This window comes from Plantactinospora sp. ZYX-F-223, from assembly GCF_039649625.1.
In the GTDB taxonomy this organism is placed as follows: domain Bacteria; phylum Actinomycetota; class Actinomycetes; order Mycobacteriales; family Micromonosporaceae; genus Plantactinospora.
In genome coordinates this window covers 1-14,474 of the sequence record NZ_JBDJAV010000094.1, presented here as the reverse complement: position 1 = coordinate 14,474, position 14,474 = coordinate 1, and the positions used below count along the sequence as shown (strand labels likewise).

General features: G+C 69.0%; 10 protein-coding genes and 4 pseudogenes. 7 read left to right on the top strand and 7 right to left on the bottom strand.

The features are described from left to right. Positions 1 to 164: 164 nt before the first annotated feature. Positions 165 to 1,481, bottom strand: a complete 1,317-nt coding sequence (gene ltrA, locus AAH979_RS41430) for a group II intron reverse transcriptase/maturase (RefSeq protein ID WP_346263593.1) — start codon at positions 1,479 to 1,481, stop codon at positions 165 to 167. Positions 1,482 to 2,176: 695 nt separating this feature from the next. Here ltrA and AAH979_RS41425 point away from each other — a divergent pair. Continuing rightward, entirely contained in the window at positions 2,177 to 2,545 is a 369-nt protein-coding gene (locus AAH979_RS41425; protein ID WP_346263592.1) for a hypothetical protein, read from the top strand. Here the strand turns inward: AAH979_RS41425 and AAH979_RS41420 are convergent. The 3 genes from AAH979_RS41420 to AAH979_RS41410 form a co-directional block, all read right to left on the bottom strand. Next, the gene (locus tag AAH979_RS41420) at positions 2,462 to 4,450 is read right to left on the bottom strand and encodes a hypothetical protein (protein ID WP_346263591.1); all 1,989 of its coding nucleotides are present in this window, start codon (positions 4,448 to 4,450) and stop codon (positions 2,462 to 2,464) included. The two genes, AAH979_RS41425 and AAH979_RS41420, sit on opposite strands and share 84 nt — an antisense overlap. 372 nt (positions 4,451 to 4,822) lie before the next feature. Continuing rightward, complete coding sequence (locus tag AAH979_RS41415) at positions 4,823 to 7,942, bottom strand: DUF87 domain-containing protein (protein WP_346263590.1); 3,120 nt, start codon at positions 7,940 to 7,942, stop codon at positions 4,823 to 4,825. 43 nt (positions 7,943 to 7,985) lie between these two features. Further along, positions 7,986 to 8,375 (bottom strand): hypothetical protein, encoded by a 390-nt coding sequence (locus AAH979_RS41410; RefSeq protein WP_346263589.1) that lies wholly within the window; start codon positions 8,373 to 8,375, stop codon positions 7,986 to 7,988. Between the two features lie 730 nt (positions 8,376 to 9,105). Here AAH979_RS41410 and AAH979_RS41405 point away from each other — a divergent pair. The 4 genes and pseudogenes from AAH979_RS41405 to AAH979_RS41390 form a co-directional block, all read left to right on the top strand. Further along, positions 9,106 to 9,319: pseudogene (locus AAH979_RS41405) on the top strand (transposase); the annotation flags it as partial. 22 nt (positions 9,320 to 9,341) lie between these two features. Beyond that, positions 9,342 to 9,494 (top strand): hypothetical protein, encoded by a 153-nt coding sequence (locus AAH979_RS41400; protein WP_346263588.1) that lies wholly within the window; start codon positions 9,342 to 9,344, stop codon positions 9,492 to 9,494. Between the two features lie 91 nt (positions 9,495 to 9,585). Next, a complete protein-coding gene (locus AAH979_RS41395; protein WP_346263587.1) occupies positions 9,586 to 11,604 on the top strand; it encodes a histidine kinase in 2,019 nt (672 codons plus the stop codon). Then, the gene (locus AAH979_RS41390) at positions 11,595 to 12,254 is read left to right on the top strand and encodes a response regulator transcription factor (protein WP_346263586.1); all 660 of its coding nucleotides are present in this window, start codon (positions 11,595 to 11,597) and stop codon (positions 12,252 to 12,254) included. Before AAH979_RS41395 ends, AAH979_RS41390 begins: the two co-directional genes overlap by 10 nt. A gap of 202 nt (positions 12,255 to 12,456) precedes the next feature. Here AAH979_RS41390 and AAH979_RS41385 read toward each other — a convergent pair. Then, a pseudogene (locus tag AAH979_RS41385) lies at positions 12,457 to 12,565 on the bottom strand (DDE-type integrase/transposase/recombinase); the annotation flags it as partial. A 131-nt stretch (positions 12,566 to 12,696) separates the two neighbouring features. On the opposite strand from AAH979_RS41385, the pseudogene AAH979_RS41380 reads away from it, so the two are divergent. Both AAH979_RS41380 and AAH979_RS41375 read left to right on the top strand, forming a co-directional pair. Further along, positions 12,697 to 13,372, top strand: a pseudogene (locus AAH979_RS41380) (IS6 family transposase). 43 nt (positions 13,373 to 13,415) lie between these two features. Then, positions 13,416 to 13,637 (top strand): annotated as a pseudogene (locus AAH979_RS41375) (IS630 family transposase); the annotation flags it as partial. On the opposite strand, the gene AAH979_RS41370 reads toward AAH979_RS41375, so the two are convergent. Further along, the gene (locus tag AAH979_RS41370) at positions 13,638 to 13,916 is read right to left on the bottom strand and encodes a hypothetical protein (RefSeq protein WP_346263585.1); all 279 of its coding nucleotides are present in this window, start codon (positions 13,914 to 13,916) and stop codon (positions 13,638 to 13,640) included. It lies immediately after the preceding pseudogene. 207 nt (positions 13,917 to 14,123) lie between these two features. After that, positions 14,124 to 14,285, bottom strand: a complete 162-nt coding sequence (locus AAH979_RS41365) for a low temperature requirement protein A (protein WP_346263584.1) — start codon at positions 14,283 to 14,285, stop codon at positions 14,124 to 14,126. Positions 14,286 to 14,474: the final 189 nt, after the last annotated feature.

Sequence of the window (14,474 nt, the reverse complement as noted above, 5' to 3'; positions counted from 1 at the left end):
TAGGGTCGGGAGCTGGCGCGGTGGCTTGATGTGGTGGTAGGCCCGGCAGCCTTGCGTTCCATCGGTTTCCCGTGTGGCTGTCCCACTGCCGTGGCCGTGACCAGTCTGCTCCGTTTCCAGCTCCCGCCGCTTCGAACCGTGCATGCGGTTCTCCCGCACACGGCTCACCGACGCCGTTCACCGCCGGCATTCGGCTTGTCCCGCCGCCACGGTTTGAATGGCCGTGGCGCGACGACGGTCCCCAGGCCGACCAAGCCCAACTCGTTGTCCGACTGGAACGACAGCACCTGCCAGCCGAACTTCCGGCTGCGCTTGTGCCGTTTGGCGATCACCAACGCCAGCCGCAACTTCGCGTAGTACCTGATCTTCTCGAAGTGCCGAGCCGAGTTGCCGTACTTGAAGAACCCGGCCCATCCGCGCAGGAACGCGTTGATGTCCTGCACGATCCACTCCACCGACAGCAGCAACCGCGACCGGACCGTCAACTGCCGGATCCGGTCGCGGGCGTGCTGCATGGCCTTGTTCGCGGGCCAGCGGGCCAGGAAGGTGACTTGCTTGCCGCCCGTGCGGGCGCAGGCGCGCACCAACCGGTGGTGGAAGCCGAGGAAGTCCACGCCTTCACCACCGGCGGCAAGGTGCACGATCCTGGTCTTGGCCTCCTTCGGCTCCAAACCGAGGTCGGCCAGCAGGTCCCGAAGCCGCACCAATGCGGCCTCGGCCTGCGCCCGGGAGGCGCACATCACCAGCAGATCGTCAGCGAACCGGACCAGCACCCCATGCGCTCGCACGTCCCACGCCCGATCGAGTCGGTGCAGGTAGACGTTACAGAGCAAAGGCGAAATGACCCCGCCTTGGGGGCTGCCGGTGACCGGTCGCCGGACCTGGCCGTCCTCCATCACCCCGGCGCGCAGCATCGCCCGCAGGAGCTTCAGGACCGCCTGGTCACTGACCCGTTCCTGGACTGCTTGCATCAACTGCTCGTGCGGAATCGCCGAAAAGCAGTTGGCGATATCCGTCTCGACCACCCACCGCCGACCCCGCCAGGACTCATCGATGAGGACCTGCAGGGCATCGTGCACCGACCGTTTCGGGCGGAACCCGAAACTGCACGGCAGCATGTCGGCTTCGAAGACCGGCTCGAGCACGATCTTCACCGCCGCCTGCACGATACGGTCACAAACCGCGGGAATCGACAACGGCCACCGTTCGGTCGTTCCCGGCTTCGGGATGAACACCCGGCGGGCCGGTAACGGCCGATAACCGCCGTCCCGCAGTTCCGCGGCCAGTTCGTCGAGGAGCCGGGCCACCCCGTACTCCTCGACCTGGTCCAAGGTGGTCTTGTCGATGCCCGGGGCACCGTTGTTACGGCGCACCGCGACCCACGCCCGCCACAAGACGTCCCTGCGGAAGACCTTGTCCCGCAGCGCATGGAACCGACGCCCGGGATCGGCCTTGGCCGCCCGGTACAGCGCATGCTGCAAAGCTCGAACCGGGTCCAACGCGGACCCCAACGCGGCGGGACTAGCCGAAACGGCACTCACCGGGCACCCCTTCACCAGCAGTACGCATCGACGAAGCAGCGGCCCTTCCCATCACCGGCGGTTATGTTGTCCGCCCGGCTCGATCGGTACTACCGCCGCCTCCGACTCCCTCCCAGCCAGCGATCCACTTCCCGAGATCATCGGTTATAGGACGCCACGCTCCGGCAACACTCCGCAGATCACCGGGCTGGGGAGGGTCTCCCCAGTTCCCGCCGCCACCATCTGAACGTTCCGCGCCCCATACGCCGGGGAGTTCTTCGCGGCTGCAATCCAGGCGCTACACCGCTTCCATGGCCTTCACCCTGAATTCGGGGGCTCGGCACTCCCTCTGCCCCACCCGAAGGCGAGACCTCTAACGACGCCACAGGCTTCGCTTGATGCTACGGACCGCTCAGTCGCTCCCCCACAGGGCTTTCGACGCTGGGCTTCGACCCGACCCGTTTCCAGATCGAGCCGCCAGCCTGCTACCGGGCCTCCTGGCAGCTACCCGGACCGGACTCACACCGGCAGGCGACGACGAGCTTACGACTGCAGCCGGGTGGCACCCCAACCGCGAGGTATGACGGTGCTCGCCGGGTCCGCCCGGCGGGTCGCCGCCGGCCGCGCGACGCGGCTCGGAGATCGGAGGCAACGCCATGGACGGCACGACGACGATCGGCGCCGAGGTACACGTATTGGAATGGGTTCACCAGCACGGCAACGAGGTGACCGTGCACGCGACCTGGGAAGGGCTGGTCGCGGAAAAGGCCGACATCGCCCGCAGAGGCTGGGACGGGCTACGGGCGCTCTACCCCGATCTGCCGGTCGACCCGCCGGAAGACGACGCCGAAGCGGCGGAGATGTACTTCTCGCGGCTGAACTGCCGGCATCACCGGACGCGGGCTCTCTTCGCGGCGGGACGCTCGGGCGGGTCCATGTCCTCATTGCCGAGCGAGGCGCCCTCGGACGACTGCGGGGGCTTGCCCGTGTTCGGACACCGTGGGGTCCACGCGCACTCGTGGTGACTCGCCCGTCTCCGACAACACCGTGGTGTCGATCCGCGTTCGTCCGGCCGCTTCGTCGACGGCCGCCGCCTTGTTCGGGTGGGGCATCAAGTGTCGGCTCCCATCCGGCTCGAAGACACGTACGCCGTCCGGATCGCCGATGAACTGGGGCGCTTCCTGCGACTCCGCCCGGTGGGAGAACCAATCTCGACAGCTCTCGCACACCGACTTAGACGAGCCGAAGATTTGTCTGTTGGTACCGGCCGCCGCATGTCGTTCCGAATGTGAACACTCGTATTTGCCCTCCTCGCCTGCGGGATCGAAGGCGTGCTCGCTGGTTTCGTGTCCTGCTCTGTTTCCCTCGATGCGCGCCCGCTCGGCTGCGGCTTCCTTTTCGCCAGCCCACCCGCTGGTGCCCTGGTCCCCGCCCGCCGCGCTCGCGATGTTCTTCCTACTTTCGATATTGGTCAGCCTGGCGTACTCGTGTGAGGCCTCGTTGATTTCGTGCTGATATTTCAGCAGAAGCTCAGGTGTCGAGAACCTGTCGTCGTCGATACGCAGCGCTTCGTCGCTCGCGTTGTCCGCCGCTTGCTCGCGGGTCAAGCGGTCTGTCGCCTGCTCCGCCGTCTCCGCCACCGTGCCCTCGCCATGCGCCGCCACATTCTCGGTCAGCGCACCCTCTCCCGTCGCAGCCCTTGCCGCGGCACCCTCTCCCGTCGCAGCCCCGGCTCTGGCCACTCCCGCTTCCGCCACGGCGCCAAGCAGAGCCGTCAGGCGCGCCGACATCAGTTCGGCACCGAGCACTCCAAGCTCGATCGTTCCTGCAATCTTTACCACCTCAAGCAGGTAACTGTTGACGCCCCTCACCAACTCCTCCCATGAACCGGGGATGTCACCGCGCCGGTGCGCGGATTCGGCTCTCTCGAAGTGCGTGACCGCCTCATGGAACGGTGCGACTGCGATGGCTTTCTCCACGGCTACGAAAGCTGCGTCGCCGATGCTCGCCCCGTCCCGCATCTCCCTGGCGATGGCCCCGACAAACTCGGGAAGGACGGGATATGTCGCCTCGTATAGTGCGCCAGGGATTGCGTTGATGACCCGTTCACCGTGTGTCTGTCGGGCGGGATCGTCCGACAACATATCCCTGGCGACGTTCATTTCCGTCCACACCATTTCGGCGCCGGTCATGGCCGCCATGTTCTGCACTGTCAGTGACCCCGCCGTCTTCGCGATGTGGAGAGCCAGATCGGAGGCTGTCAACTCCGCATTGTGCTGGTCGGTCTTGTGCTGGTCGTCGGCCTTATCGGCGGGTTCCTTGGTCGGGTCGCCGTTGTGCCCCTGTCGCATGCCGTCGCCGCCCCCGCCTACGGTGGTCCTCGTTTCCCGCGCCATATCGCCGACGGTTGTCACGCCGGCCTTCGCGACGTCTTCTAGGGCGGCCACCTTTGACTCCAGCGTGGGAGTCATGCCGGTTACCGCAGCCTGGGCCGCGTGCACGCCCTCCTGTGCCCCACGGCCGGACGCGGCGATCCCCTCTCCCACGGCAGCCGCCGCCGCCCTGACCTCGTTCGTTGCAGCGGAAAGCCCGGCACTCACCGAACCGACGCCCCTGCTCGTCACGGCGGCGACGCCGAGCCACGCCCGTTCGGCGCGGGAGGACTGATCGGACGCGGTCGCGTCACGGTTTCCTGGCCCGCTCCTTCCCTCCAAGGGGTGGCGGGATCCGTGCCGATCGTCTGCGCCGTCGCGACCACCGGTTCCGCAGTCACCGGAGCGAGCCGTGGGTTTGTCCAGGCCCGGGGCGGTAGCGCCGTCCAGGCCGCTTCGTTCGCTGCGGGTGGACGAGTCGTCACCCCACGCCACGGGCGATTCCGAGAAACCGGCGCGGTCGGTTCGGGCCTCGACGTCGTTCGTGCTCTCGCTCATGGCTGGCTCCTGGTTAACTCAACCGCGTCTTCATTCTGCGTTCCCACTTGTCCTTTTGCTCTGCCCAGGTCGCGTTCGACGCCTTGGTTGTCGACTCGGTGTCCTTTCGCAACTCCTCGGGACTCTTTTCCACCGGCCGGAACAACTGTGGCCCCGACTCGGGCCTGCTTGTGCCGCCCGAGTCACCGCTGGCCCCTGTTTGCCCGTTGCCGGCGCGCCCGAGGTCTAGGCGTTCGCTGCGGCTTGCCGGGTCCGCCGGTGCCGCCCTGGCCCCGTCCTCGGGCTGTTCGTGCTTTCCTTCGCCGCTGTCCGTACCGGATCGACTTCCGTTGGCCGTCGGGTTGTCGCTCTTCCCGCCTGGCGGGTCCGTGGTCATATCCCGGCCTCCGTCAGGACCCGGGCGAGGATTCGCCGGGTGGTCCGGGGTGACTTGCGGAGGTCGTCGGCGAGCATCTGTTGCTCGAAGCAGAGGCAAACTCGTTTGGCATTGGCCACGATCCGCGCGTTCAGTTCCGGTGTCGTGTTCTCCTCGGGGAACTCGGTGATCTCGTATGCCGCGTCCTGGCATACCTGCCAGGTCTCCTCCCGTCGTCCTGCGGCTGACCGGGCGTCGGCGACGTCGGCGGTCCGCCACGATTCGTGGTAGCGGCGGCTCGCGACCACGTCCGCTACCGCGTGCCGGTACAGGCAGATCGCCGGCTTCTGGTCGCACACGTGCTCACACACTGGGTACGGCGAGAACGTCCTGGTGTGCAGTCGGTGGGCGACGTCACGTAGGGCCGTCCGTAGTTGGGCGGTCCGGTCCGGGTCGTACGTGTCGAACTTGTCCAGCAGGACGGCGCGCAGCCGGGCGGTGAGTTCGAGCGCGTCCGAATATTTCCACCCGGACTGCGCGCCGCGCCGCTGTGCGTACCAGTCGGCGGCGTGGCCGGCCAGCGATCGCAGCAGGGCGGGCAGGGCCGTCCGGGGCGGCCGTCTTGCGTTCACCGCCGCGAGCAGGTCTGGCCAGAGCCGGTCGATCGCCCCCGGTTCGTCGATGGTCGCCAGGACGAGTCGGGCGACGGCGCGCTGGACGTACTCGTCGGCGGTGAGCCGGCGCGCGGCGGCGCAGGCCTCGGGCGCGTCCACACAGGTCTGCGCGCAGAACGGGCGGGGCAGGAACAGCGCGCGCACCGTCGGGTCCGACCGCCATCGGGTCATGTGCCCGATGACGGCGTCGTCGTTCGGCGGGGTCGGCGCCAGCGGGTCCTTGACCAGCGGGACGCGTACGAGCATCGGGGCGTCGTCGCCGGTGCTGAACACGGCGGCTTCACCGACCTCGAGTACGGCGAGCGTGCGGGCCTGCTCCTCGGTCATCACCATGGCACCCGCCATCACGGCGCGGTCGTCGGCGGCGACGATCCGGTGGACGACCTTGAGGTCCGTGTTCTTGATGACGCCGGGGGCCAACTGCACCGGCACCTGGTCGGCGATCACCACACCCTGCCCGTACGCGCGGATCTCCGCCAGCAGGTTCGAGAACGTCGCCACCGCCTGACCGCGCGGGTCGGCCGCTCCCTCTGCGGTTGGGCCGGCGACGTTGGCCAGCAGGCGGTGCGCCTCCTCCACCACCAGCAGGTGCGTCAGCCCTGCCCGGTGTCCGGCGGAGCGTCGGTGCTCGGCCAGCCGGACGATGAGTAGCGCCGCGACGAAGGCCTTGTCGCCGTCGTCGCCCAGGCCCTCCAACTCGACGACGGTGGGGTGCCCGAAAAGTTCCTCGTCGGGCAGCGAGCGGGTGACGTCGAGCATCGCCCCCTTGCCGCCGGTGCGCAGTCCCTCGAGGCGGGTGACCAGCGCGGCCCGCAGGTCGCCGGCGATCCGGTCTTCGTAGCCGAGGGTGGGGATCACCTCGTGCACCTTGCTGACCAGGTCCGCCAGGGTCGGATACGCGAGCGTCCGGTCGTCGCCGTCGTGCAGCCGGACGTTCCGGTTGGTCCGCAGATCCCAACCCCGGTCGGCGTAGATGTCGTGCAGACAGCGTTCCAGGATCTGCGGCAGCGGAGTCCACATCCCGAACGCGGCGGCGAAAGCGGCCCGGACCAGGTCGAGATGCTCGCTGACGGTGGTCCCGCCGGGCACCTCGAACGGGTTCAGCAGCAGTGGTGAGACGTCGTCGCGGCCGGCGGTGAAGATCCGCAGCCGCGCCCCCAGGGCGGGGTGTGCGAGGAGTACGCGGTACTCGGTCTTCGTCGGCTCGACGACGAGGAACGGCACCCGGGCCGTGTCGGCGGCGGTCAGCAGCGACAGAACGGTGTTGGTCTTGCCTGAGCCGGTGACTCCGGCGACGAACACGTGCCGGGTGAGCGATCCGAGCGTGACCCGGTAGTCGTTGGCCGTCTCTCGCCGTTGCCGCAGGATCCGCCCGATCGGCAGCCCGTCCTTGCGTCCGGCGGAGCGCGCGCTGTCGAAGTGGGCGACGGTTTCGACGGCGAATCCGGGCGTCTCCAGCTCCGGCAGGTGCGCGTAGGCGGCGAGCTGTGTCGTGGTGAGCAGCGACTGCAGCTCGAAGGGGCGCCGGTAGAGGCCGGGGCCGGGTTCACCGGGCTGGTCCGGCAGGGCCCAGTCGCGGGCGAGGTCCCCGACCTCGACCAGGTCGTGCACCCGGACCGGTTCCGGCAGGGAGCGGACTCCCGAGAAGACGCTGCGCCAGGCGGTCGCCAGTTTCGGGTAGCTCTCCTCGTCGCCGAGCAGATACACCGCGGTCCGCCAGGCTCCGGCGGCGAGCCCGTCGCCGGCGGCGGCCAGCGACACCTTGAGCAGCGCGGCGTAATGCTCGGCCAACGGGCTCGGCGCGCCTTCGGCCCGCGCCCCGGTCTCAACGGCCCGCAGTTCGTTGAGCACCTGCTGGCGTACCTGGGCCACGACCGGCTCGGTCAGCGGATAGGCCAGCACCAGAGCGGTCCAGGTGGTGCCGGCGAGGGCGGCGATGATCCGGTCGACCGGCGCCGACCCGTCACCGGAATCGATGCCGACCGGATCCGGCACGCCGAGCGCGAATCCGCCGGACGGCATGACCTCCGGGTTCGCCCCGGCGAGCGGTGGGCGCCACCCGGCCAGCGGTTCCTCCTCGACGTCCAGTGTGGTGTAGAGGCTGCCCAGCACCGCCCGCAGCACGTCCCGCCGTCGGTCCTGCCGACCCGTTGCCGCCGCACTCGACGACCAGGTACCCCACCGCACCCGTACGCCGTGCGGGTCGCCACGAATCTGGAACATCACTGGGATGCGGTATCCGTACAGGCCGGTGATCAGGTCCGCAGTCCGGGCCCGCCAGGGTTCCTCAGATCCCTGCGGCCGGGCCCGGGGAACCCGGTCCGACCGCCCGACGCCCCGCACCCGCAGGATCCGCCGCGTCTCGGGCAGGCCCGCGGTCCGCGGCACCGCCAGCCGGGGCACCATCACCATGCGCTGCAGGTAGTCAACGCTCTCCGTCGTCGCCCCGATGGTCATCGTCATGCCGTCCTCCCGGTCACCGGCCCGCCACCCGGTACGGTCCGGGTCAGCAGCCCGGAAACGGGTCCCCGTCCCGCCCGGTGTCCTCGCAGAACTCTCGCCAGGCCCGGTCCCGGCTCTCCTCGAACTCCGTCTGCTGCTGATCAACCCGCTCCTGGAACTCCTGCTGCGTGCTCTCCCGCCCCTCCCCGGCAACGCCGTCGCCGTGCTGGAACAGTGCGATGGCCCCGCCGACAAAGAGGGCGAGGACGATGAGGGCTGCGAGAGCGGGCAGGAACATCCGCTGGACCAGGACAGAGCCGCCGGTCGTCAGGTTCTGCACCCGCTTGGTGTGCAGCGTGCCGTCCTTCCACCGGCCGGTGACCCGGACCTCGTCACCCTCGGTGAGTGAGCCGTCGTACCCGGTCGACCGCAGCTGTACGGGTACCGGACGCATCCGGTTACCGGCCCGGTCGTACCGCTCAACGCGGAAGGCCAGCACACTCTCCCCGTTGCCGTTCCCATAGCCTTCGCTGCGCTCCCGAATACCCCGCGCCTGGCCCACCACGCTGCCGCGCCCACACCGGGGGAGATCCCGGCCGGTGGACCGGCGGTCCGCCGATCCCATCCCCCCGGCCCGGTAGATCGAGCCAGTCCGGTAGATCGAGCCGGTATGGGACGACGGGGAGTTCCGGCCGGACGACGTCGGATCCCCCATCATCCAGCCGTAGCTGGCCGAGGTCGCCGACATGTCCGCCGGGGGCCCCGCGCGATGGCCGCGCCGGTCGTGGTCCGGGCGGCCGCCAGCCGACAAACGATCCCTGCCGTAGATCATCTTCTGTCCCCTCCTTCATCGGGGATGGGAGTAGGCGGCGACGCTGTACTCAATCCATTGAGGAGCTTGAAGACTCTCCGGGCCGGATTAGCCAGGAACTCAACACCGGGCGCCGGTGAGCCGGCAGACGCGGATCCGCCACCGTTGGTTCCCCGCCCTGCCGGGTCGATCGGCGATCTCCCACTGAACATCGGTCGCGTTCGAGTGATAACAGCCGAGGCTGGGCCTTTGTCGTTGCTTCGACAGCCAGGGCTTGCGTCATACCACGACGCTAAGCAGCCGCCTCCGACGACGGATCGGAGCCAGCACCGGTCCTCACTCCGTGCTAGCACGCGTTCATGATTGAAGCTGCTCGTTGATCGCGGCGAGGCGGCTGTAGGCACAGCCGGTTGCGGGCCTTCGAAACCCATCCCGACGCTGAAATCGTTACCAGGTTCCCCGGCCTCGGCCCGCTCAGCGGCGCCCGGTTACTGGCCGAAGTTGGCGACGACCGATCACGCTTCGCCGGCGCCGGAGGTTTCAAGGCATACGCCGGAGCGGCTCCGGTCACTCGAGCCTCCGGCAAGAGCCAAGCTGTCCTCGCGGGCCGTGTCAAGGATCAACGCCTCGCTGCTCGTCGGTCTGGTCCTGCCTCTGGGGCCGTTCAGCCTGGGCCTCGCCGTCTACGACACCGTCCCCCGGACGCTGCCTCTGGCGGTCGTCGCCCTATGGGCGCTGCGGCCGGCGCGGATCGGTGGCTGAGCGGCGGCGGGCCGGATTGGACCGGGACAGGCGCCTCATCCTCCGTGCTGTCCCGGATCTCTTACTGGTCGATCCGACCTAGGCTCTGGGCATGAGTCGCCGGCCAGGTGTCAACGTGACCGCTGGGGCGGCCGTCGCCCTGGCACTGTTGGTGACCGTCAGCGATCTGTGGCTCGCCCTCGTCCATCCGATCTTGGCTGGGGCGGTCGATCCGTGGTTGCTGCCGGTGGGCGTCTTGGCCCGGCTCGCGCCGGTGGTGGTGGGTGCGTTGATCGTGATTCGGCGTAACGGTAACCGGGTGGGCTGGACGCTGTTGATCTCGGGCGTCCTGGTCGTTGGAGTCCAGGGCGCCCGGGTCGCGGCGATCGCGGCTATCGAGTCCGGCGCCCTACCGGCCGGGCCGGTCGAGTCCATGGCCTATCTGCTGGCCGCCGCCCCGCAGGCCTTCTTCGGTTTCATCTACGCCTGGCCGGTGGCGATCGTGCTGCTTTTCCCCGACGGACGGCCGGGCCGGCTGGGCCGGTGGTGCTTCTGGGGCATCCTGGCCGCCTGTGCGGTGATGTCGGCCGCCGGGATCGTGCGGGCCCCCGTGACCCCGGCCCCGTACGACGGCGAGCCCAACGTCCTGCACGTACCGGTGCTGGCCCCGCTCGCCGCCGCCGCGTTCACCGTGGCGTGGCTCGCCCTCTGGGGGCTGCTCGTCACCAGCGTGATGCTCGCGGCTCGCCGGCTCCAACGGGCGGCGGGCGAGCGGCTGCTGCAGCTGCGGTGGCTCACCGTCGCCGCGATCCTGCCTCCGATCTCACTGATCGGCTGCGTCCTGGCACTGCTCGGCGTGCTGGAGATGGGGTACGTCGACCTCGCCGTGTCAACCGCCCAGCTGCTCGTGGTGGCGGCCGTCTTCATCGCCATCACCAAACACGGTCTCTACGGCATCGAGCAGCTGATCAACCGGGCGCTGGTCTACGCCACCCTCACCCCGCTCGTCGTCGCGGTATTCGTGGTAGTCGCCGCCGCCACCGGTAGGCTCCTCGGGGCCGGCTCCCCGTGGGTGACCGCACTCGCCACAGCGGCGGCCGCCGCCGTCTTCCTCCCGGCGCGCGCCCGGGCCCAGCGGTTCATCGACCGCCGCCTCGCGCCGCGCAAGGTCGCCGCTGTCGCGCGGTTGCGCGACTACGCCCGGCGGCTGCACCACGGCGACGCTACGCTCGCTGACGTCGTCGCCGTGCTCGGCCGGGCGCTCGACGACCCATCACTGCGCGTCTACTTCGTGGGCGAATCGGGCTGGCGGACCATCGATGACGAGCCGGCCGTGCCGACCGGGAACGCCGGCCGCGTCCTCTCCCCGGTACGGTTCGCCGGGGCCCACGTCGCCACCGTCGAACACGTAGTCGCCCTGACCTTCGAGCCGGAGCTGCTGCGCGTTGTGCTGCGGGAGACGGCGGCCACCCTGGCGATGGCCCGCCTCCAGCTTGACGTCCAGCACCAGTTGCGTGAGGTGCAGGCATCCCGGGACCGCATCGTCCAGGCCGGTCACCTGGAACGGCGCAGGCTCGAGCGCGATCTGCACGACGGAGCCCAGCAGCGGCTGGTCGCTCTCGGCATCGCGCTACGCCGCCTGCAGCATTCGCTGCCGGTCGGCGCCACCGTCTTGGCCCCGGCCCTCGACGACGCCGTACGGCAGGTCGGCGAGGCGATCCGGGACCTGCGGACGATCGCGGCCGGGATCCGGCCGGCGCGGCTGGACGACGGGCTCCGCGCCGCCCTCGACGACCTGGCGCAGACCAGCCCCGTCCCGGTGGAAGTCCACGTCCCGGACCAACGCCTGCCCACCGAGGTAGAGGCGGCGGCGTACTTCATCGCCTGCGAGGCGGTGACCAACGCGGTGAAGCACGCCGCCCCATCCCGGGTGGTCATCGAGGGCAGCGTCAACCGCGCGACGCTGCGGGTGTCAGTCAGCGACGATGGCCGGGGCGGAGCCGCCGCGCGTGCCGACGGCGGCGGACTGTCCAGCATGGCAGACCGGGCGCGAGCCTGCGGCGGCTCCGTCGCGGTCACCAGCCAGCCGGGCAACGGAACCACAGTGGAAATGGTGCTGCCATGCGGATAGTCATAGCGGAGGACGCGGCCCTGCTCCGGGAGGGCCTCGCCGGGTTGCTGACCGACCGCGGACATGCGGTGGTCGGCCGGTGCGGCGACGCCGAGACGCTGCTCGCGCTGGTCGCCGAGCACGATCCGGACGTCGTGGTGACCGACATCCGGATGCCCCCGGACTACTCCGACGAGGGCGCGCGAGCCGCCGTCGAGATCCGCCGGAAGTATCCACGCATCGGCATCCTGGTGCTCTCCCAGCACATCGAGACCCGGTTCGCGATCCAGTTGGTGACCAGCGGCGAGGGGTTCGGCTATCTGCTCAAGGACCGCGTCCTCGACGTCGACGAGTTCCTTGACGCGCTGGCCCGCGTCGCCCACGGCGGCAGCGCCCTCGACCCGACCGTGGTCGCGACGCTGCTGCGACAGGCCACAGCGACCAACCCCGTCGCGACCCTGACCGAACGGGAGCGATCGGTGCTGGAACTCATGGCGCAGGGACGCTCGAACGCGGCCATCGCCAGGCAGCTCTGGCTGACCGAACGCACCGTCGAGACGCACATCGGCTCGGTCTTCAGCAAGCTGGGCATCCCCGTATCGGCCGAGGACAATCGCCGGGTCCGCGCCGTCGTGACGTACCTCGACGCCATCCGCGCCACGATGCCGTAGCCCCGCCGCGCGACCGGCCGCCCCGGCTCTAGCCAGGGAGGCCCAAGCCCGTGTTGGCGATGTGCTGACCAGGGTGATCGTGCTGGCGGAGCTGTCGGGTCGGGTTTCGTAGTCGCGTACGAGCCGGCGGTGGTGCGCCGCGGGTGACCGCGGCCATGTTCAACGCGGCGACGACCAGCCCGGCGCCGTGGTCGGCGCCCATCGCGTAGCCGAGAACGACGCGAGTACAGGTCGATGACGGTGGCCAGATAGAGCTTGCCCTCGTCGGTGCGGATCTCGGTCATGTCGCCGCACCAGGCGAGATCCGGCGCCGGTGCGGTGAACATCCGCTTGACCGGGTCTGTTGCCTTGGACGAGGCATGTTCGATCGCCTGCATGATCGTTGTGGTCAGCTGAACCGGTGAGGTCGCCGTCTCGTTCCCGATCTTGGTCTCCGCCGTCGGTGTTTGCTGGGTTCCGGTTCCCGCCCGAGGTCATCATTCTCGCGGTTCGGTGGTACCTGCGCTTCAACCTCTCCTACCGCGACGTCGAAGAGCTGTTGGCAGAGCGGGGCGTTGAGGTGGACCACGTGACCGTGTACCGCTGGGTGCAGCGATTCACACCGCTGCTGGCCGATGCCGCCCGGTTCCACCGGCACGCGCCTGGTGACCGGTGGTGCGTCGACGAGACCTATGTAAAGGGTCAATGGCGTGTGGCGGTACGTCTACCGGGCGGTCGACCAGCATGGCCAGGTTATCGATGTCCTCGTGTCGGACCGCCGGGATGCCACTGCGGTTCGACGGTTCTTCCAGCGGGCGCTGCGGATGCTGAAGGTGACGCCCGCCGAGGTGGTCACCGACGCCTCGCCGGTCTACCCGGCGGTCCTCGACGACCTCGTCCCGTCGGCCCGGCACCACGTCGAGCGGTACGCCAACAATCCGGTCGAGGCCGACCATAGCCAGCTCAAGCACCGGTTACGACCGATGCGCGGGTTACGGACCGACCGGAGCACGCAGGTGGTCATCGCCGGACACGCGTTTATGCAGAACGTGCGACGCGGACACTACGAACTCGGACACGAGGCGCCACCGGCGCTCCGCATCGCCGCAGCGTTCACCGAACTCGCCCGAGCGATCTGATTCCCAACCGGCACACGAGGTTCGACCTGTCTACCGACTCGAGAACCCAACAGCGCCGTTCGGCCCGCTACGCACCTTCGTCATCGCCGGCTCGAACCACCCGAACCACACCACCCTGACCCGGGCCCTGCAGGCCTACCTGCGCTGGCGCAACATCAACGCCCGCCACCCCGACGTCCTCGCAGCTCAACGCCGCGAGCGTGCCCGCGTCCGCAGCGAAAAGGGCATCCGCTGGGGCGGACGCCCTTTGGCTGCCATGGTCTGACTACCGTGCAGCCCGCAACGCCGCCGCGATCTGAACGACATCCAGGTCGACGACGACCTCATCACCGTCCCACACGCCGCGCGAGGTGATCGCCAGGCCGATCAACGCCAGCTCGGCGGCATCATCACGGAGTTCGTACTCTTCGCGACTCTCTTCGCCGATCCCGCCCACTTCCTCGCGATCCCAAGCAGCAACCGCCGAGTCAGCCACAGACCGAGGCAACCGCACGCCGACTCGACCGATTTGAGGATCAAGATGAATCCCGATCGCTGCCAGCACGGTCCGGTCCTGTTGATACCTCATGTACTGCCCATGATCCTCCACGATCGCCGAGAGTACGGACGCCAAGCCCAACCGAGCCACCTGAACCGCAGCTCAACGACGAGATCAAAACCCACGAGGCGCTGCTCGCTGAGCTGACCGGCCAGCTTGTGCCGCAGCTGGTCGCCGCGTTCGGTGTCGGGGCCGACACGGCCGCGGAGATGGTCATCGTCGCCGGATCCACCACAGGGCCAGGAGCAGGACGAACGCCTCGAACGCCCCTTCCCAGTGAAGGTTGTCGACCAGCAGGTGGGTGAGTTGGGTTAGGGCGAAGACGTAGACCAGGTCGAAGAAGAGTTCAAAGGAATGCGGGCTGTTTCGGGGCATCAGGCGGGCGCAACAGCCGGCGATACGCTGCGATCTCGTCCGTCGTTGATTTCCGGCTGCCGTCGTCACGCTGCGGGAACATTCCGAGCCTGCGCGGAAGCGGTACGAGCGGTCCATGACTTCAGGCGGTGATCAGGCCGTCAGGCCGCCACGACATACGGGAAGCTGTCTGAGCGGGCGTCCTTGGCG